Annotated in this window: 16 protein-coding genes; 11 read left to right on the forward strand and 5 right to left on the reverse strand. The window is 39.7% G+C overall.

All coding sequences use genetic code 11. The features are described from left to right. The first annotated feature begins 84 nt into the window (after positions 1–84). The 7 genes from AC1M9L_RS08820 (at position 85) to AC1M9L_RS08850 (ending at position 7,682) form a co-directional block, all read left to right on the forward strand. Positions 85–2,124, forward strand: coding sequence for a UvrD-helicase domain-containing protein (locus AC1M9L_RS08820; protein WP_035267404.1), 2,040 nt, complete (start codon positions 85–87; stop codon positions 2,122–2,124). 24 nt (positions 2,125–2,148) lie between these two features. Then, on the forward strand, positions 2,149–2,601 hold the full coding sequence (gene dut / locus AC1M9L_RS08825) for a dUTP diphosphatase (protein WP_035267418.1): 453 nt from the start codon (positions 2,149–2,151) through the stop codon (positions 2,599–2,601). A 195-nt stretch (positions 2,602–2,796) separates the two neighbouring features. Beyond that, positions 2,797–4,221: a phosphomannomutase/phosphoglucomutase gene (locus AC1M9L_RS08830; protein ID WP_481591900.1), complete on the forward strand. Its 1,425-nt coding sequence runs from the start codon at positions 2,797–2,799 to the stop codon at positions 4,219–4,221. A gap of 22 nt (positions 4,222–4,243) precedes the next feature. Next, positions 4,244–5,149, forward strand: a complete 906-nt coding sequence (gene argB, locus AC1M9L_RS08835) for an acetylglutamate kinase (RefSeq protein ID WP_481587878.1) — start codon at positions 4,244–4,246, stop codon at positions 5,147–5,149. 172 nt (positions 5,150–5,321) lie between these two features. Further along, positions 5,322–6,170: a class II glutamine amidotransferase gene (locus AC1M9L_RS08840; RefSeq protein ID WP_035267429.1), complete on the forward strand. Its 849-nt coding sequence runs from the start codon at positions 5,322–5,324 to the stop codon at positions 6,168–6,170. A 109-nt stretch (positions 6,171–6,279) separates the two neighbouring features. Beyond that, positions 6,280–7,362 (forward strand): hypothetical protein, encoded by a 1,083-nt coding sequence (locus AC1M9L_RS08845; RefSeq protein WP_481591901.1) that lies wholly within the window; start codon positions 6,280–6,282, stop codon positions 7,360–7,362. Beyond that, complete coding sequence (locus AC1M9L_RS08850) at positions 7,359–7,682, forward strand: RnfH family protein (RefSeq protein ID WP_035267448.1); 324 nt, start codon at positions 7,359–7,361, stop codon at positions 7,680–7,682. The genes AC1M9L_RS08845 and AC1M9L_RS08850 overlap by 4 nt, the downstream gene beginning before the upstream one ends. Positions 7,683–7,727: 45 nt before the next feature. Here AC1M9L_RS08850 and AC1M9L_RS08855 read toward each other — a convergent pair whose 3' ends face one another. Next, the gene (locus AC1M9L_RS08855; protein ID WP_092768200.1) at positions 7,728–8,126 is read right to left on the reverse strand and encodes an outer membrane protein assembly factor BamE; all 399 of its coding nucleotides are present in this window, start codon (positions 8,124–8,126) and stop codon (positions 7,728–7,730) included. Positions 8,127–8,238: 112 nt separating this feature from the next. Between AC1M9L_RS08855 and fur the strand changes: the two genes are divergently transcribed. Next, positions 8,239–8,676, forward strand: coding sequence for a ferric iron uptake transcriptional regulator (fur, locus tag AC1M9L_RS08860; protein ID WP_035267453.1), 438 nt, complete (start codon positions 8,239–8,241; stop codon positions 8,674–8,676). A 55-nt stretch (positions 8,677–8,731) separates the two neighbouring features. On the opposite strand, the gene AC1M9L_RS08865 is transcribed toward fur, so the two are convergent. Next, on the reverse strand, positions 8,732–9,856 hold the full coding sequence (locus tag AC1M9L_RS08865; RefSeq protein WP_481587875.1) for a PilT/PilU family type 4a pilus ATPase: 1,125 nt from the start codon (positions 9,854–9,856) through the stop codon (positions 8,732–8,734). Between the two features lie 34 nt (positions 9,857–9,890). Further along, entirely contained in the window at positions 9,891–10,928 is a 1,038-nt protein-coding gene (locus AC1M9L_RS08870) for a type IV pilus twitching motility protein PilT (RefSeq protein ID WP_092768204.1), read from the reverse strand. A 122-nt stretch (positions 10,929–11,050) separates the two neighbouring features. Between AC1M9L_RS08870 and AC1M9L_RS08875 the strand changes: the two genes are divergently transcribed. Then, positions 11,051–11,737, forward strand: coding sequence for a YggS family pyridoxal phosphate-dependent enzyme (locus AC1M9L_RS08875; protein ID WP_035267462.1), 687 nt, complete (start codon positions 11,051–11,053; stop codon positions 11,735–11,737). Positions 11,738–11,853: 116 nt separating this feature from the next. Continuing rightward, the gene (locus AC1M9L_RS08880) at positions 11,854–12,651 is read left to right on the forward strand and encodes a thioesterase family protein (RefSeq protein ID WP_481591902.1); all 798 of its coding nucleotides are present in this window, start codon (positions 11,854–11,856) and stop codon (positions 12,649–12,651) included. A 44-nt stretch (positions 12,652–12,695) separates the two neighbouring features. Here AC1M9L_RS08880 and AC1M9L_RS08885 read toward each other — a convergent pair whose 3' ends face one another. Both AC1M9L_RS08885 and AC1M9L_RS08890 read right to left on the reverse strand, forming a co-directional pair. Further along, positions 12,696–16,295, reverse strand: coding sequence for an AAA family ATPase (locus tag AC1M9L_RS08885; protein WP_481591903.1), 3,600 nt, complete (start codon positions 16,293–16,295; stop codon positions 12,696–12,698). Between the two features lie 9 nt (positions 16,296–16,304). After that, complete coding sequence (locus AC1M9L_RS08890) at positions 16,305–17,552, reverse strand: exonuclease SbcCD subunit D (protein ID WP_481591904.1); 1,248 nt, start codon at positions 17,550–17,552, stop codon at positions 16,305–16,307. Between the two features lie 1,599 nt (positions 17,553–19,151). Between AC1M9L_RS08890 and AC1M9L_RS08895 the strand changes: the two genes are divergently transcribed. Beyond that, entirely contained in the window at positions 19,152–19,604 is a 453-nt protein-coding gene (locus tag AC1M9L_RS08895; protein ID WP_481591952.1) for an ABZJ_00895 family protein, read from the forward strand. Positions 19,605–19,662: the final 58 nt, after the last annotated feature.

Genomic DNA, 19,662 nt, shown 5'->3' on the forward strand with positions numbered 1-19,662 from the left:
CAAATATACCTTCATTAAATTTAACGTTAGTCATATTCGAAGCAGATGACTATAATCGAGCGCTGAAGGAAAAGAGGAAAGAATATGTCATCAGCCAGTCATTTGAACGACAAGCAACTTGAAGCCATGAAATACACTCAAGGACCCTTGTTAGTACTTGCTGGGGCAGGCTCAGGTAAGACCTCTGTAATCACACAGAAAATTGCATATTTAGTCAAAAAATGCGGTATACCAGCACATCGTATTACTGCGATGACTTTTACCAACAAAGCTGCACGAGAGATGAAAGAGCGTGTCGGTAAATTGCTTGGTAAAGAGGATGGAAAGGGTTTATCTGTTTCTACCTTTCACACCTTTGGTTTGAATTTATTAAGACTAGAATTAAAACATACGCCACTTAAAGCAAACTTTTCCATTTTAGATGCTGATGACTGTAAGCGTATTTTAATGGATTTAATGCACCGAGATAATTTGTCTGGTGCAGAAAGTAAAGAGCTGATCGCAAAAGCGATGAAGATGATCTCAGATTGGAAAAACGATCTAATTTTGCCTGAGCAAGCACATACGACTTGTGAAACGGCTGAAGATGTTCAATTTGCGCATCTCTATCAACTTTATGAGCGTAATTTACGTGCCTATAATGCGGTCGATTTTGACGATTTAATCGTAATGCCGACACGCCTTCTTCAAGAAAATGCTGAAGTCCGTGATAAATGGCAAAACCGTGTACGTTATTTATTGGTTGATGAATATCAAGATACCAATACCGCCCAATATATCTTGGTCAAACTGCTTGTTGGTGTCATGGGACAATTTACGGCTGTAGGGGATGATGACCAATCAATTTATGCTTGGCGGGGGGCAAAGCCAGAAAATATGGCCTTATTGAAGGAAGATTTCCCCAATTTAAAAGTCATTAAGCTTGAGCAAAACTATCGTTCAACCAGTCGTATTTTAAAAGCTGCAAACCATGTGATTGAGAATAACCCACATATTTTTGATAAAAAATTGTGGAGTGATAAAGGACATGGTGAGGTGATCCGTATTATTACTTGTCGTAATGATGATGATGAAGCGGAACGTGTTGTTAAAGATTTGCTGACTCATAAATTGATGAATGGCAAAAATTGGAAAGATTACGCCGTGTTATACCGTGGAAACTTCCAAGCACGTGTTTTAGAAACACAACTTCGTCAGATGCAGATTCCTTACAAACTTTCTGGTGGTCAGTCGTTCTTTGGTCGTGCTGAAATCAAGGATATTATGAGCTATCTACGTCTCATTATTAATCCTGAAGATGACAGTGCTTTCTTACGGATTATCAACACACCTAAACGCGCCATAGGACCTGTGACTTTAGAAAAACTAGGTTTATTTGCGCAAGAGAATAATCTTTCTCTACTAGGTGCCGCGAATGATCAGCGCCTAAGTATGGTATTACCGAAGAAGGCGACATCTCAATTGGCTGAGTTTGCTGATTTTATCGAAGGTTTTACGCGTGAACTGTTAGATGATGATGAACCTGTGCCTAAAGTCCGCCAAATGATGGTTGAGGCAGGATATATCGACTACATCAAAGAAACGGCAGCGACGCCAGCACAAGAAAAAACTAAAATTGACAATATTGAAGTGCTTTATAGCAGTATTCAAAGTTTGATCAATCGTGCTGAAGATGTCGATGAAAAAAATATCGAAAGTGTCATTCGTAAGATGGTGTTGCTGGATATGTTGGAGCAACAGCAAGAAGATGAAGATATCGATAAAGTAAACTTACTGACTTTGCATGCTTCTAAAGGCCTGGAATTCCCATTCGTTTATATTATGGGGCTTGAGGAAGAGTTGCTTCCGCACAAGAATTCAATTGTGGCTGATACCATCGAAGAAGAACGTCGACTGATGTACGTTGGTATTACCCGTGCCAAACAAGGTCTGACTTTGACGCTTGCAGAACAGCGTAAAAATGGCGGTCAGATGAAACAAATGACACCAAGTCGCTTCTTGGATGAATTGCCACAAGATGAAGTCGATTGGCTAGGTCGAAAAAAGAAATTGGCTGAAAATATCGATCCAAAATTACAGGCACAGCATTATCTGCAAAATCTGAAAGCTTTACTCAAACGTTAATTACATTTTAAAACAGGATTGAATATGAAAGTTCAAGTGAAAGTACTCGACCAACGACTTGGTCAAGAATGGCCATTACCTACTTATGCAACAACAGGATCGGCAGGTTTAGATTTACGTGCATGTGTAGATGAAGCAATCACTATTGAGCCTGGTCAGACTGTTTTAGTTAAAACAGGTATGGCAATTTATATCGAAGACCCAAGTTATGCGGGTTTGATTTTGCCTCGTTCTGGCTTAGGTCATAAACACGGGATTGTATTAGGAAATCTCGTCGGTCTAATTGATTCAGATTATCAAGGTGAATTAATGGTTTCAGTTTGGAACCGCAGTCAAAATGCATTTACATTAGAGCCGGGTGAGCGATTGGCTCAATACGTATTGGTTCCTGTTTTACAAGCTGAATTTGATTTAGTTGACGAATTCAAGGCAAGTGAGCGAGGAGCTGGTGGATTCGGACACACTGGAAAACAATAGTATTTTGGATAAAAGCCTGTAAAATCAGGCTTTTATTTATATGTTGCAAAATATTAACAAAGATTATATAAATTGAAATTGGTACACGTTATATAAAGAATAACGATATTTTCTATTACTCAATATATTCAAAATTTATTTGGATCAACTCTCATCACGCTGTTCTGTCTCAGCAGTCAACGGTGTTAATTAAGAATGAATACCCAACCACTTATTTTTCCAAGACAAATTTTCCGCGCTTATGATATTCGCGGAAAAGTCAGTCAATTGGATACAAGAACAATTTATGCGATTGCGCATGGGCTCGCTGCTCAGTATCAATCACGTGGCCAGAAAAGTATTGTGCTAGGTTACGATGCTCGATTGACTGGTCCTACTTTTGCTTGGATTATTGAATCAGTCTTCAAAAACCAAGGGATGAATGTCGAAAACATTGGATGTTGTTCAACCCCACAAATGTATTTTGCTGCTCGACATAAAAATGGAAATGGCATCATGGTGACCGCGAGTCATAATCCTAGACATGATAATGGGATTAAATGGATTATTGAATACGAACCGCCTTGTCCAGACATGATTCAAAATGTTGGGGAATATGCGGAAGGTTTCTATTTTCAACATGATCACTTTCCAACGCCACCTCAACTGACACATCAGATTAAATCAGAGTATTGCTTGGCTTATCAGCATGCTTTGCTCAAGGATATTCAATTAAAGCGTCCACTCAAGGTTGTATTAGATGGTATGCATGGTGCCGCTGGGCGTTGTGCTGATTTAGTACTACAAAAAATGGGATGCGAAGTCATTTCAATACGTTGTTGTGAAAATGGAGAGTTTCCAGATCATCCTCCAGACCCTTCACAAGCGAAGCATTTGACGCAGTTAAAAGAAAAAATTTTGTTGCATCAGGCGGATTTAGGGATTGCTCTCGATGGTGATGGTGATCGTGCCGTCATTCTGGATGAGAATGCTCACATTGTGTCTGCTGATCGCTTGTTGGCATTATTCGCATCATTGTGTTTAACTCAGCATCCACATCATGAAATTGTTTATGACGTAAAATGTTCAACGATGGTGTCAAAAACCATTGAACAATTACAAGGCATCGCAAAAATGATTCGTACTGGCAGCAGTTTCATGCGCCGTTATATTTCCCAATCCAAAGGTCGAGCTGTTTTTGGGGGAGAATATGCGGGTCATTATGTCTTCAATGATGGTCGTGGTTTTGGTTACGATGATGGTATCTATGCAGCATTACGGGTCATGGAGGCATTGAGTCAACTTAATATCACGCTATCTGAATATCTCGCTCAATTCCCAGATCGCTTTGGTACTGAAGATACCTATATTGAAACTCAAGATGCAAATCCGCAAGACGTCCTAGCCTTGATAGAGCAGAATTGTAAAAGTACTGGGGCTAAAATGAGTAAAATCGATGGTATTCGCCTTGATTTTGACTACGGATTTGGCATTATGCGAGCATCAAATACTGGTGAATACTTCACGGTACGGTTTGATGCAGATAGTCCATCAAAACTTTATGAAATTCGCCAGCATTTTGTAAAAATTTTAAATGAAAAATATCCTGTGCTTGCTCAAAGTATTTTGAATGCACACTAATGTAGGAATGAAGGAGAGGCGAATGCCACACCAACAAACTGGCATCGACAAAGCTCAAATTTTGACAGAAGCTTTGCCATACATCCAAAGATTTACAGGTAAAACACTTGTAGTGAAATATGGCGGCAATGCAATGACTGATCCTGCATTAGAAAGTTCGTTTGCCCGTGATATCGTGCTTCTGAAAACAGTTGGTCTTAATCCGGTTGTGGTTCATGGTGGTGGTCCTCAAGTCGATTCATTTTTGAAACAACTTGGGCGTGAATCAGACCGTATTGATGGAATGCGTGTAACTGATCCTGCAACTATGGAAGTTGTAGAAATGGTGTTGGGCGGAAGTGTAAATAAGTCTATTGTGAATTTGATCAATCAACATGGTGGTCGTGCAATTGGATTAACGGGTAAAGACGGTAACTTAATTCGTGCTCAAAAGTTGTTGATGGAAAAAACCCAAGAGGATGGATCTGTTCAACAAATTGATCTTGGGTTAGTGGGTGAAGTGGTCGGTGTAAAAACTGACGTTCTGGAAATGTTCACTCAAAGTGATTTTATTCCAGTGATTGCGCCACTTGGTGTTGATGAGGAAGGTAATACTTACAATATCAATGCAGATTTAGTTGCTGGTAAAGTTGCTGAAGCTTTGGGTGCAGAAAAGTTAATTCTTCTTACGAATATCAGTGGTGTATTGGATGAGAATAAAAACCTACTCACTGGACTAACAACACAAGAAGTCGATCGCTTGATAGATACAGGTGTGATCTACGGCGGTATGATTCCGAAAGTGGGATGTGCGCTTGATGCGGTGAAAGGGGGTGTAGTGAGCGCGCATATTGTGGATGGTCGTGTTCCACATGCGACTTTGTTGGAAATTTTTACGGATCACGGTGTTGGAACATTGATTACCAATCGTTCTAAGTCGGCGCACTAATTCATAATCACATAATAAAAAGTCACTTCGGTGGCTTTTTTTGTTTGATAAGAATAATCGTTTTATGTCCCATATATCCAGCATAAAACATATTCAATTGCTATATTCATATTTGCAAGATCTATAAGGCTGATGCACAATAAAACTGATAATTAAAGCAAAATGAAAGATTATGTGCCAACTACTTGGAATGAATTGTGCCACCCCTACGGATATTACGTTTTCTTTTCGTGGTTTTTCTCAGCGCGCTGGAATAACGTCAGATCACTCAGATGGTTTTGGCATCGCTTTCTTTGAGGATAAGGCATGTCGCTTATTTGTTGATAACCAATCTGCAGTCGAGTCTCCAATTGCAGAATTCGTTCGTAATTACCCGATTAAATCGCGTAATGTCATTGCCCATATTCGTAAAGCAACACAGGGAAAAATTACTTTAGAAAATTCTCATCCATTTATTCGTGAATTGTGGGGGAGACAATGGATTTTCGCGCATAATGGTGATCTGCATAATTTTCATCCAAGGTTGTCGGGACAGTTCACACCAGTAGGTAATACAGATAGTGAGCTTGCATTTTGCTATTTATTAGAACATCTCGTACAAAAGTTTGGTTATGTAGAGCCAAGTGTCCACGATGTATTTCATGCATTAGAAGAAATTTCACCAACAATAGCAGAGCATGGGACATTCAATTTTTGTTTATCAAATGGACAGGCTTTGTATAGTTATGCGACCACAAAATTACACTGGATTGTTCGCGAATATCCATTTCAACCTGCACGATTAATTGATATTGATGTTGAAGTCGATTTTAGTCAGGTCACGACACCTGAAGATCGTGTGGCTGTAATTACGACAGAACCATTAACAGATAATGAAGCTTGGTTTGCATATACGCCCGGCGAAATGATTTTATTTCAGGATGGTAAGCCAACATTACGTACAATAACTCACGTTGAGCGATTGGTCAGAGAAGCCCGTGACCCAAGCTTGAAGCGTGTTACTCGCGCGGATCAATATTAAAAATTTAATTTGAAGTGGCTAAGATCTACACTTACTTTTTTAACGCCAGACTTTGATTTTAATGATTGAGCTAGGCAAAATAGCGTAAAACTTTTTAATGGAATACCTCATGCAGGACACCGCTATGTCACGATGGTTATCGCCGCTGATGGCATTTTGTTTATCATTTATCATTATTGTGGGTCTGGCACCAAGCTTAGGCTTGCAAATTGATCGACAACTCGATTTTTGGTTACTTTGGTTTGCAACGATGTTGTTTTTAGCGTTGCCAATTATTTATTTAGAAATTGGATTGGCGAAACGAGCTCAAACTTCAGCGCTGAACGCATTATCAAAATTGACCCGTGAAGCCGATGCAAACCAACGTTGGAGAGTAGTGGGCTGGCTTGCTGTTATTTTTATTCCATTTTTAGCGGGCGGTATATTACTCAATACTTCTAATGTTGTAGCACAACAAAATGATTTTGGTATTGGTTTAAATATTTTGATGGGTATCGCAGCATTCATTGCATTTGGTTTATCATTTCTTCAACGTTCTGTATTGGTTGTACTTACTGCGATTGCAACGATTGCAAGTTTAATCGCGGCTCAAGTTTTTGGTGTCCAAGTCAATGATTGGCAGCTGACTTCTGTTGAGTTTAAAGAGTGGGGCAATGCAACTATTCTCGCTTTAGTGGCTTCTGGTCTTGGGCTTGGATTATATTGGCAGACAAATCTCAATCAAGAGAAACAAGATGCTGCAACGCCAAAAACTTTACCGATTTGGCTAGCGCAACTGGTGGCTGTGGCTGGATTTGGATATTTTGCAATTAGTGCTGCAATTCCAGCATATATCGTTTTAATCGCGACAATATTTGCAGTAGCTTTACTCCTGCAACTTGGCAAGGAACAACTCGTACATCGTGGATTAGCACAAGCGGTGCAATATATTTTATTGCTTGCACCACTTTTAATTTGGGTATTCCCTGCAGCTGATCTATTTTTAACTCCGATTTTAATGCTTTGGGGATTAAGCATTTGTTTAATCTATGCAATTTTCGTGGGTTGGATCATGAAAATTAGTCATTTACGTAAAGCGCTGAATTTTAGTAATGAAGCTTTTTATAATATCTGGCGTGTGGCTGTGCGTATTGTGACACCTTTAGCAATTGTGGTTGCGATGATTTCTTACTTAGGTCAATTGTTACCATGATCCAAAATGCAAAAGTTTGGGTTGCTTATGCTGCTGTAGACCAGCAGTTTCACATTGAACTAGAATTTGTGGAAGGCATGTCTGTTGCGGATGCTATTACACAAAGTGGTATTGCGTCGTGTACGCAGTTGCCAGATGAGTATGCTGTTGGAATTTTTGGGATGAAAGTACAAGATCAATCGCATGTTTTGCAAGCAGGTGATCGGGTGGAAATCTATCGGGCATTAACGATTAATCCAAAAGATATACGCCGTAAGCGAGCGGCAGCGAATCCAGTTGGGCGCTATTGTCGTGGCAATCGCTTTAAACAATTGAAATGATATGAAAAACCCCTCTTTGAGGGGTTTTCTTTTATGTCTAATTCTTTATAGTGGTGGCGCGTTCAAAATCGCATCTTTCGAACCTGGTAAACCAGGTTGAGTTTCTGGGATAGTTTCTAAACCTTCGATTTTATTCACGACGCCAGAACCATCGAAATATACTTTTAGATGCTGACCTTGAGTTGCAGGAATATTTGCTTTTTTAGCATATGTACCTGGGGTATAATTGTAGATGTAATCCCAACGTAAAGGATTCAAAGGATCTGAAATGGTTGGGCTACCAAGTAAAAAACGAACTTGTTGGTAAGTCATCCCGACTTGAATTTTTGAAGCTTGCGCTTGGGTTAATGGTGTTCCTTGAGGAATATCAACTTTGTATACACCAAAGACAGAACAACCACCCAGTAAAGAAGCGACGAATAACGTCAGCATGATTTTTTGCATTTTGCTACACTATCCCAAATTAATTATGATGCAATTGATCCAAGGATAGATCATACTGCATCTCAACTCTGTTGCATATTCCAACTTAAAATTTGTTGAGAGACCTTTTTATATGCCTATTTCAAATCAAGATTTACGCAAAGCTGGACTTAAAGTTACCCTTCCACGAATCAAGATTTTGGAATTATTAGAAAATTCAAGACAGCATCATTTGAGCGCGGAAGATATCTATAAGACCTTACTTGAGCAGGGCGAAGATGTCGGTCTAGCAACTGTATATCGTGTGTTAACTCAGTTTGAAGCTGCTGGTATTATCCAACGTCATCATTTCGAGAATAATCACTCTGTATTCGAAATCATGCAAGATGATCACCACGATCATATGGTCTGCCAGAACTGCAACAAAGTTGTTGAATTCCACAATGATTTGATTGAACAAGAACAACATAATGTTGCTGAACAACTTGGTTTTGTTTTAACAGGTCACTCTTTGAATTTATATGGTTATTGCGATGCGCCTGAATGCCAAGAAGCATACCGTAAAAAATAAATCTTGATTGCATTAAAAAAGGAGCAATGATTGCTCCTTTTTTATTCACTATTGATTAATCATCTTGACCATCAAAAGTGAGGCGGGGGCCAGAATTCAACAGATAGTTTGGATCTTCTTCAGAGAGTTTGATTTGTAAGCGTAAATCGTTGGCAGAGTCAGCATGACGTAATGCTTCGTCATAAGTGATTTTCTCAGCTTTATATAAGTCAAATAGCGCTTGATCAAACGTCTGCATTCCAATTTCACGGGAACGCTTCATGACTTCCTTAATTTCATGAACTTCGCCTTTACGCACTAAGTCTGAAATCAGTGGAGAATTGATTAAGATTTCAATTGCAGGATGACGTGATTTTTTATCAGGAGTCGCAATTAACTGTTGTGCAATGATCGCCTTCAAGTTCAGTGAGAGGTCCATAAACAGTTGGCTGTGACGATCTGTCTCAAAGAAATGAATAATACGATCTAAGGCTTGGTTAGCATTATTGGCATGTAAGGTCGCAAATACTAAATGTCCTGTTTCAGCAAAACTAATCGCATAGTTCATGGTTTCACGTGAGCGAATTTCACCAATAAGAATGACATCAGGTGCTTGGCGGAGTGTGTTTTTCAGTGCAATTTCAAAGGAGTCTGTATCAATGCCAACTTCACGTTGAGTAATGATACAGCCTTGATGTTGATGAATAAATTCGATTGGGTCTTCAATGGTAATGATATGACCTTTAGAATTTTGATTACGATGACCGATCATTGCTGCAAGCGAAGTCGATTTACCTGTACCAGTAGCACCTACAAATAAGATGATCCCGCGCTTAGTCATTGCTAAATCTTTAAGTACGGGCGGTAGTTTCAGCTCATCAATACTTGGAATGACAGTTTCAATCCGACGTAAGACCATGCCAGGTTGATCACGTTGCTGAAAAGCACTGACACGAAAACGTGCAGTTTTATCACGATTGGCAATAGCAAAATTACATTCGTGTGTTGCAGCAAATTCAATTCGTTGTCTTTCACTCATAATCGAGTGAATCAATTGACCTATGATTTCACCAGTGAGTTTTGTTTTAACTACAGGCACAATTTCACCATTAATTTTCATTGATGGTTCAATATCTGCACTGATAAATAAATCTGAAGCCTTGCGCGCAATCATCATGTCGAGCAGGTCATTAAAATCCATTTTGATTCCCCTAAATCAAATGACGTTCACTTTTTTATAAAAATGATTCTGGTTGTTTAGCCGCAGTACGTGCAACTTGCGGGGTAATAATGCCTTTCGCGACAAGATTTTTGAGACTTTGATCGAGAGTGGTCATGCCATAATTTGCACCGGTTTGTATTGCAGAATACATTTGTGCAACTTTGTTCTCACGGATGAGATTTCGAATCGCTGGAATTCCAATCATAATTTCGTGAGCAGCTACCCGACCGCCACCTGTTTTCTTCAAAAGTGTTTGAGAGATGACGGCTTGAAGCGATTCAGAAAGCATGGCACGAACCATGTCTTTCTCATCGGCAGGAAACACGTCGATAATACGGTCAATTGTTTTTGCGGCAGATGTGGTATGCAGTGTTCCAAACACCAAGTGACCAGTTTCCGCAGCAGTGAGTGCAAGTCGAATGGTTTCGAGGTCACGCATTTCACCGACGAGAATAATATCTGGATCTTCACGCAGTGCAGAGCGTAGCGCTTCATTAAAACCATGTGTGTCACGATGCACTTCTCGCTGGTTAATCAAACACTTTTTGGATTGGTGCACAAATTCAATTGGATCTTCGACGGTTAAAATATGGTCGTACCGGTTGTCGTTAATGTAATCCATCATCGCCGCAAGCGTAGTCGATTTACCTGAACCCGTTGGTCCTGTGACCAAAACAATTCCTCGTGGATAGGCGCAAATGTCTTTGAAAATTTGCCCCATGCCCAAGTCTTCCATAGAAATCACTTGAGAAGGAATGGTACGGAATACCGCGCCAGCGCCACGATTTTGGTTGAATGCGTTGACACGGAAGCGTGCTACACCAGGTACTTCAAATGAGAAATCGGTTTCTAATTTTTCTTCATAATCGCGACGTTGTTTATCATTCATGATGTCGTAGATTAAGCGGTGTACTTCTTTGTGTTCTAAGGCTGGTAAGTTAATACGACGAACTTCACCATCAACACGAATCATCGGTGGCATTCCTGCAGAAAGGTGCAAGTCAGACGCCCCGTTTTTCACTGAAAATGCCAGTAATTCTGTAATATCCATAAATTCCCCGAACGCATTAAAATCGTAATTATTTTGATAGAATAATAAGGCTTTCCTACAGCTTAACCAACAGTTAGCGTGCAAGAAAGTAAAAAAAGATGAATTAACTGAGATAGCTATACATGATGAGTCTAGAGCAAGCGAGAAATAGTGTCATTCAACAAATTGAACAAGCCTGTGAAGTTGCTCAACGACAATCTAACGAGGTTAAACTCCTTGCTGTTTCCAAAACGCATCCAGCGGATATTTTGAGAGAAATGTATCAGACTGGTCAACGAGCATTTGGTGAGAATTACCTGCAAGAAGCATTAGATAAAATCAAAGCGCTGAATGATTTAGACATCGAATGGCATTTTATTGGTCATGTACAACGCAATAAAACCAAACAGTTGGCTGAACAATTTGCATGGGTGCATGGGGTTGATCGCTTTATTATCGCAGAGCGACTCTCTAATCAACGCACAATCGAACAGGAGCCTATCAATATTTGTCTTCAAGTGAATATTGATGCTCAAGAAAGCAAAGATGGTTGTGCAGTTTCAGAGGTCGAAGATCTGGTTGCTCAAATGAGCATATTACCTCGACTTCGATTACGAGGGTTAATGGTCATTCCAGCACCTGGCAATGTAGATGCACTCTATGATGCCAAGACACTTTTTGATCAGATGAAAGAGCATCATGCACATCCTTCTGATTGGGATACCTTGAGTATGGGAATGTCGGGTGATTTACAAGATGCGATTAGCGCTGGATCGACTATGGTTCGCATAGGGACGGCCTTATTTGGGGCGCGAGATTACTCAAAATGATTGGATTCAGTCTGCACTGAACTTTCGGGTTGAGTCACTGTTATTGTAAATACAACTTTTTATGTATAAAAATAAACCAATATATTTCACATAATCATAAAACAGGGAAGAATTGGATGAGTTCGTATTATCAGCTTTTAGAACGAAAAGTGTGTGATGATGGATCAGTACTGGCTAAGTATAAGTCGACTATACATGCTCAAGGCGCATGGAATGCGCACGAACAGCATATGGCGCCCGCAACAGGGATTATTTGTGCAGAGTTGGATCACTTTTCTGCTCGGTCTGACCTACGGATTGGACGTATAAGTTTAGATATTTTGGGCCTGATACCCGCTGGGGAGTTTCAAATTGAAACTCGAATTATTCGACCTGGAAAAACCATTGAATTGATCGAGTCGACCATGTCTGCACATGGTAAAAGCTGCATTCAGGCACGTACTTGGCGAATGATGATGAGTGATACTCAGGCAGTCGCAGGATTAGAAGATAAAAAAGTTGCTGATCCTGACGAGGGGATCTTATGGGAAGCAATTAGAAACTGGCCTGGAGGCTATATTCAATCACTTGAGGCACGCCGTTTAGATCGACGGGCAGGCAAGGGAATTGTATGGCTAACCAATCCTTATGACATGGTTGAAGGACAAATACATTCAGACTTTGTGAAGTTGATGGGAATGGTCGATACAGCGAATGGAATTGTCACACGACAAGGTTGGCCGTTTAACTATACTTTCCCAAATTTAGATTTACAGATACATCTCTATCGTATGCCAATAGGTAAGTGGCTAGGTCTGGAAACAGTGCAACAATATGGTGATGACGGTATCGGGTTAACTTCATCTATTCTTCATGATCTGAACGGACCTTTTGGACGAGCTGAGCAAATTTTAACTTTAAGAAAACTGGCTTAGATTAAAGCCGTCATTTGACGGCTTCAACTTTTTATCATTAATCATTAACCGACAATATTAATGGTACTCGCACCTGCACCCACAGGTTTCACTTGAATCTGTACCGGAATACGTTCATGCATTTCCTGTACATGCGAGATCAATACCACTTTACGTCCCTGACTTTGTAAATGATCTAAGGCATTCATCACCATATGTAGTGATGCAGGATCGAGCGTGCCAAAGCCTTCATCAATAAACAGTGATTCAAGTTTCATTGAACCTGATGCCATGTTAGCAATCGCTAAAGCAAGGGCTAAAGACACTAAGAAAGTTTCACCACCTGATAAGGACAACACAGGTCGAACTTCGCTGTTCATATCTAGGTCAATAATGGCCAAACTTAAACTGTCAGGAATACGATGCAACTGATAGCGTGGCGCAAGTGGCTGTAATTGCTGATTGGCATATTCCACCAAAATATCTAAATGGTGTTCTTGAGCAATCTTTTTAAACTTGGTGCCTTCCTTATGCCCAATCAAATCGTAGATACGTCCCCAACGATATTCTTCCGCCTTGATTTGTTCTATTTGGCCTTGATACTTAGCATAGTTGGCTTGATTGGCAGCATTCATACGTAACTGAGTTTCTGTATCAGTGAGTGCTTCTTGTTGAGCGAGCTTTTCCGTTTGCAAGTTCGCAAGTTCCTGCTCGAGCATGCTGAGATCATGTTCAGGCTGATGTTTTAAATGGGCTTGATAACGTTCTTCTAAAACTTGCCAAGCGGTTTTGGCATTCTCTAAAAGTTGTCGCTGCGTATTTAACTCATGGCGTATTTGTTGATGTTGGGCTAAATCAATGCTTAACCATGTCGTGATTTGATCTGTGGTCACGGTCGGATGGCTCAGTTGCCATTGCTGAATAGCCTGTTGTACTTGCTGTAATGCCTGTTCAAGATGATGTAAATCACTGAGCAACTGCTGCTGTTGTAAATTGGCTGCATTCAGCTGTTGTTCAGCATGTGCAGTTTTACTGCGTTGTGCATGAACTTCATTGGCATGAGTGACAGCAGTTTCCTCTAAATGTTTTTGCCAATCCGCAGCATAACGGTAGCTTTGACCGGCATAGTCTTGGGTCAGTTCCGCAAGTTTCGAGCGTAACATTTTGCCTTGCTCAATCAGTTGTTCAATCTGTTGTGTCAGGCGTTGTTCGTGTTTTTGTGCTGCTTCAAAGCGTAGCGTCATTTTTTCAAGTTCTTGCAGTGCTTGCAGCAGTGATGTCTCTACTTGTTTTTGCATCGTGAGCAATGCAACACGCTGCTGCAGCTGCTGTTGCAATTCGGCAACCCAATGTATTGGTGTGTCTTGCTGATAGCGAGCAGGCAGTAACTGCACAATAGGTTGAATACCTTGTTCAAGCTGTACACGACGTTGAATATTCAATAGTAATTGCTGTTGTTGCTGCTGATCTTTACGCCATTGCTCAAGCAATTGACTAAGTTCTTGTTCTTGCACCTGTTGTTGTTCAATGTGCGATTGCAGTGTTTGGATCTGCTGCATTATGCGCTGCTGCAACTGAATCGGGTCTGCCGTGTCGAGATTTGAACCCAGTTGTTGTAATGCTGCTTGAATGTGCTCGAGCTGTTGCTGAGTGAATTGCGTGAGCTGTTCCATACGCTGTTGTTGCTGTTCAAGTAAGGTCTGTACTTTGGATTGCTCAATCTGTGCTTGCTGTACCTCACGATTGACCTGTTCCAATTGTTGACGAGCCTCTTGCAATTGGTGCTCGTGTAGTTGCAATAAACCTTGTTCTAAGCGTTGATGATGGTCTAAAAACGGATGTTCATGGCTACCACAGACCATACACGGTTGATTGGCTTTGAGCTGTTCACGTAAATGCTGCACGTTTTCGCTATGCAATAGACGCTGTGCCTCCAAGATGCTTTGTAGCTGGGTATAGGCGGCTTCTTGTGTGGCTTTTTCGCTCAAGCGTTTTTCAAGGGTCTGTTGAATAATCTGCAGTTGCTTTTGTTGTTCAGCGATTGAGCCTGTCAGGTCGTGTGTTTCGCTGATATGGGTAATGGCTTGATCAAGCTGCTGCTGTTGATGTTGCAGTCGTAATACCGTACTTTGCTGATGTTCACGCTGTTGTTGGATGTTTTTTAGCGATTGTATCAAAGCGTCAAGACTTTCATGTTGAGCCACATAGCTTTGCAGACGTTGTACAATGGTTTGCTGTTGCTGTTCTAAAGTTGCAAAGGATTGTTGTAATAGTTCTGGCTCTTGTTGATGAAGCAACTGATATTGCTCGACATAATGTTGTAGCGCCTGCAAAGTACTTTGTGGTTCTTGGTCAAAGCATTGTAAAAATTGGCTTTGGGTTAACTCAAAGTTGATTTGTTGCTGTTTATTTTGCCAAGCCAATACGCTGGTCTGTTGTTGTTCAACAGCATGTTTTGACGGTTCTAATTCATTGAGAACAAGCTGATCTTTATCTGCACTGAGTTTTTTATACTGTTCAGAAATACTGTGAATGTCATGATCCAACTTTAAGCCTTGTTCAAGATGAGGCTTAATATCCAAACGTTGCTGCTCAAATTGCGCTTGGGCATGTTCATAGGCTTTTAAGCGCTGTTGTTCAGTAGTAGCTTGTTGTTGTAAAGAGACAAACTCAGCTTGAAAGGCCAGTTGTTTTTGTTGCACCTCAAGTTTTTGTGGTTCTAAACGTGCACGCTGTACATATTGTTCACGAATGGCTTGAAATGCATCAAGCTGTTGTAGCAATTGTTGTTGTGCTGCGGATTTATTTACGGCATCAAGCTGAACTTCATAAATCTCTTTTTTGCCATGGACTTCAGCATACAATTGATCACGCTCAAGATACCATTTACGTTCATTTTCAAGCAGCTTTTCTGATTGTGCCAAATGTACGAGTTGTTGTTTTAACTGCTGATGTCGTTGATTTAAGGCTGCAAGTTGTTTTTCACTCAGAATATCAATATGACCGAGTTGCTTTTCTAAATCAGTACGTTGCTGTTTAATTTCACTAAATTTATCAGCGGCTTTTTTACTGACTTCACTAAAAATTTGCGAATTGGTTAAATATTCGAGTAAATCTGCACGTTCATGGTCTTTGGCTTTTAAAAATGCCCCCACTTCAGACTGTGCTAACAGGACTGCACGGGTAAATTGCTCAAAACTGAGACCAATCAGCTTTTCAATCAGTGGCGTCACTTCCGAGATTTTTTGCGTTAAGGTCGCGCCATCATCTAAACATTGAACAAAGCGCTCGACTTTTAAATTGCCATCAACTTTTTTACGCGCACGGCTAATGTCCCACCGCGCCAAATAGCGTTTACCATCAAGGGCAAGAAATTCAAGTTCAGCAAAACCAGCGGTGGTACCACGACGCAGAATATTCTTCGAATCTTTAATTGAAATGTCTTTACCGCCTACATCTTTCATGCTGCCAGCTGCGCCACGTAAACGTGGGATTTCATCGTACAAAGCTAAACACATGGCATCGAGCAGCGTCGATTTTCCTGCACCTGTTTTACCAGTAATGGCAATCAGACCTGCCTGAGCCAATGGCGCTTGTTCAAAATGGATATGTTGTTCACCGGCTAAAGAGGCCAAGTTGTTTAAACTGAGTCGAATAATTTTCATGACCTGTCCTTAGTGTGCTTTTTGATCCAAATCGTGTTGTGCCGCTTCAAGCAAAGTTAAGAAATCACGCTTCACCGATTCATCCTGCTCATAGCCCATTTTTTCCCACAAGCTTAAAAATAATTTTTCAGGGGTGGGGGGCGCTAAATCGACTTTGTGACTTTCATCGTTTTGCTCCGTTGCTTTTTGATAAATTCGAGCTATACGCAGTAAACGATAACGATTTGGTGGCAGTGCCAGTTCAATCTGCTGACGTAAGTCTACAGGCGGTGGGGCATCTGTCGTATATTCAATCTCTAGAAAATGTCGTGCATTGAGATTGTCAATTTCGCCTTTTGGCAGGGCATGTACCGTAGTGATTAATTCAGACAAGGGTTCACTAATTCGAATCAAATCCACGGTACGTGGAATAACGTGCGCTTGATATTGAAAATGATTTTGTTCATCAGCTTCGGGGTCAATGGTGACTTCAACCACTTGATGTTTATAGTTGCGTTCACTAAAAGACAGTGGAATAGGTGAGCCACTGTAGCGAATATGTTCCTGTCCAACTTTTTGCGGTTTATGCAAATGACCGAGTGCCACATAATCAATCACATCATCAAATAATGCAGTGGATAAAGCCTCTTCCTTACCAATCACAATTGGACGTTCGGAATCTGAGGTTTCACCGCCTTGCATATGGGCATGTGACATCAAAATTAAGGCTTGATTGGGTTGTTTACGCGCTTTAGCTTCCGCAATAAGTTGTTGGTGTAAATAGGCAATGGCATTTTGGCTGTTGGTGGTATTTTCATTTAAGCCTGTAATTTCGGCACTGCGTAAATAAGGCAGGGTTAAGCACCAAGCAACGATATTTTTATCAGCATCATAAATAGGTATCAACAAACGATCGAGATCAAATTCACCATCCTGTTTGCCAATAATACCGACCGCTTTGGCATTGAATTTCGCTAGAAAAGGTTCAACCTGTTCAATGCGGTAACCGGAATCATGATTACCTGCGATCATTAAGGTTTGCATATGCGGGGCAATGGCATGGGCATCGGTGAGAAACTGGTATAACTGTTTTTGAGCAGATGATGCAGGATTGACCACATCAAAAATATCACCGGCAATCAGCAGGGCATTCGGTTGTTTTTGTTGAATTTGCGCAAGTAGCCAATTTAAAAATTGTGTGTGTTCATAGTCACGATCATGATTGTGAAAAAATTGCCCCAAATGCCAATCTGAAGTATGAAAAAAACGCACTGCCATTACCGAACCCCAAAACATCTCAATTGTCATCTTATCCAATATCGGACTTTAAAACATCGAAATTTTTAACATCTCTATAAGACAGCTTTTAATCGCTATTTTTTATTCGATTTACTCTTTTTTCGTCTTTTTCTCTTGTTTCTATTTTTGATTCTCGAGTTGATCGAGATTTGCTTATGAGAAGAGGATGCATGCAGTTTAGCTGCTGTTAACGATTGATCTACTTTATGATGAAAAAAAGATTGGATGACTAAGGGTACCAATAGAATGCTTAGCCAAATACTCATATTGATGGGAATTATTTGATAGATATAATTTAAAGAATAGACTGAAACCGTAAAAATGAGTGCAAACCAAGCTTCTGTTTTAGAAATTTGATCTTCTGAAAAACGGTTGATATGGATCAGCGTATTTTGTTTGACATCTGAAAAATAAGAGCGCGTGTATTTATTGGGAAAATAGCTGAGAGGCAGCATTAAGTTTTGAAAAAGATATAAAGACGATAAACCGAGTAAAAAATATCGAAATAATAAAATTAAACGCTCAACCCAACGATGCTCAGATGTAATATCGCCCTGTGAATAAAGCTCTATAATTTGATCAATAGACAAAATTAAAATTGAACAACAAGTAAAGAAACTCAGTAGAAAACGGCTTAAATGATGATGCTTAATTTCAAAAAAGGCATGTAAAATCGAATAGAGTAAAAATATTAACAAGATTATTGTGATGAATGTCGATAATACTGTATCAACACCAAGCATCTGTTTTTCGAAAAACCAATAGCAAATTCCAAGTGCGAATAAAAAACTAAGCCCTTCACCAAAAGGTGTGGTTAAACTCTGATGATGCTCTAGAGAAAAAACTATTAAGTAAGCACCAAGATAGAAATAGACCCAAATTATTAATGGATTCGAGCTATTACTCTGTATAGAAATAAATGAAAGTGCACTCAAAAATAGGCTTAAAATTGAATAAATTAAGATTTTTTCTTTGTTTCTAATGATTTGATAACTTTGATAAAAACACCACAGAGTAAACTGATGATTGTAAGCGGTATGTGAAATTGATGATTAATAAATGCTTTAATAAAAACAAAGCAATAGCAAACTAATACGATACTGATAAGAAAGCGAGTGAATGGATAATTCAATACATCCCAAAAGTCTGATTTAAAATTTAGACGTTTTTTTAGACTAATTTTATGTTTAATTTTTTCTTTATACATTGGTGCTAGGATTTATTCTGATTGTTATCTCATCTTTATGGATAAAAGTATATTTAGAAAATTTATAAATTTCAAAAATAAAGCCGACGATTCGAGTGATGTGAAATCGTCGGCCAAAATACTTCAGTCATTCAAATTTAGGCTGCTAAACTAAATTTTCTGCAAGAAGCATGAAGCATGATTTATAGGTCTCATTGGGGTATAAGGTCACCGTGTATCATTGCGGATGCCGGTGCAATGACTACGCGGTTGCTACTGACCTTGTACCTTATATAACGCATAAGGTTGTGATTCGGTTGACAAGAAAATTAAAAATATTTGATTTATTTTCGGTTATGCTTTGTGACAGGAATTTATTGCGTCTGAGAGTTATGGTTTCTTTAAGAAAATATTTTTTATGGTTCTTTTTACTTTGCTTAGGATTAACGCTGGTTGCAGGTATTTTGGCAGCGTTATTGCCTTCGGCAATTGCAGGAATAGTCACTGCACTTCCATATTTAATAGCGATGATTGTTGTTTTATATAAATTTATTTATCAACAACAACGTGCACCTTCGGATCAAGAACGTAAAAAATTCACATTAGGTTTTACGTTGATCTTTTGGGGCTATAACTTTCTTGGTGTTTTTTTAAGTATTTTATTTTTTTCGAGAAAAGACCCTGAAATTTGGCAGAACTTTTTACTCTATGTCCAAAATTCCAGTTTCTTAAGTCTCAGTGTAATTATGATTTTGATGCTAGCGATACCATTATATTTAATTACCTTTTGGTTTTATGGTCCACAAGCGAAGCGCATGGCGAATAAATTGGTGGTAAATAAGTAATCATGAATTGAGCTCAAAGGCATCTTTCACCATGATAGAGAGATCAGATCATAAGAGT

The sequence above is a fragment of the Acinetobacter sp. ANC_7511 genome (assembly GCF_056779975.1).

Coding starts and splice junctions, on each gene's coding strand:
- AC1M9L_RS08820 (WP_035267404.1), top strand. CDS start 85: ATGTCATCAGCCAGTCATTTGAACGACAAGCAACTTGAAGCCATGAAA.
- dut (WP_035267418.1), top strand. CDS start 2,149: ATGAAAGTTCAAGTGAAAGTACTCGACCAACGACTTGGTCAAGAATGG.
- AC1M9L_RS08830 (WP_481591900.1), top strand. CDS start 2,797: ATGAATACCCAACCACTTATTTTTCCAAGACAAATTTTCCGCGCTTAT.
- argB (WP_481587878.1), top strand. CDS start 4,244: ATGCCACACCAACAAACTGGCATCGACAAAGCTCAAATTTTGACAGAA.
- AC1M9L_RS08840 (WP_035267429.1), top strand. CDS start 5,322: ATGTGCCAACTACTTGGAATGAATTGTGCCACCCCTACGGATATTACG.
- AC1M9L_RS08845 (WP_481591901.1), top strand. CDS start 6,280: ATGCAGGACACCGCTATGTCACGATGGTTATCGCCGCTGATGGCATTT.
- AC1M9L_RS08850 (WP_035267448.1), top strand. CDS start 7,359: ATGATCCAAAATGCAAAAGTTTGGGTTGCTTATGCTGCTGTAGACCAG.
- AC1M9L_RS08855 (WP_092768200.1), bottom strand. CDS start 8,126: ATGCAAAAAATCATGCTGACGTTATTCGTCGCTTCTTTACTGGGTGGT.
- fur (WP_035267453.1), top strand. CDS start 8,239: ATGCCTATTTCAAATCAAGATTTACGCAAAGCTGGACTTAAAGTTACC.
- AC1M9L_RS08865 (WP_481587875.1), bottom strand. CDS start 9,856: ATGGATTTTAATGACCTGCTCGACATGATGATTGCGCGCAAGGCTTCA.
- AC1M9L_RS08870 (WP_092768204.1), bottom strand. CDS start 10,928: ATGGATATTACAGAATTACTGGCATTTTCAGTGAAAAACGGGGCGTCT.
- AC1M9L_RS08875 (WP_035267462.1), top strand. CDS start 11,051: ATGATGAGTCTAGAGCAAGCGAGAAATAGTGTCATTCAACAAATTGAA.
- AC1M9L_RS08880 (WP_481591902.1), top strand. CDS start 11,854: ATGAGTTCGTATTATCAGCTTTTAGAACGAAAAGTGTGTGATGATGGA.
- AC1M9L_RS08885 (WP_481591903.1), bottom strand. CDS start 16,295: ATGAAAATTATTCGACTCAGTTTAAACAACTTGGCCTCTTTAGCCGGT.
- AC1M9L_RS08890 (WP_481591904.1), bottom strand. CDS start 17,552: ATGGCAGTGCGTTTTTTTCATACTTCAGATTGGCATTTGGGGCAATTT.
- AC1M9L_RS08895 (WP_481591952.1), top strand. CDS start 19,152: ATGGTTTCTTTAAGAAAATATTTTTTATGGTTCTTTTTACTTTGCTTA.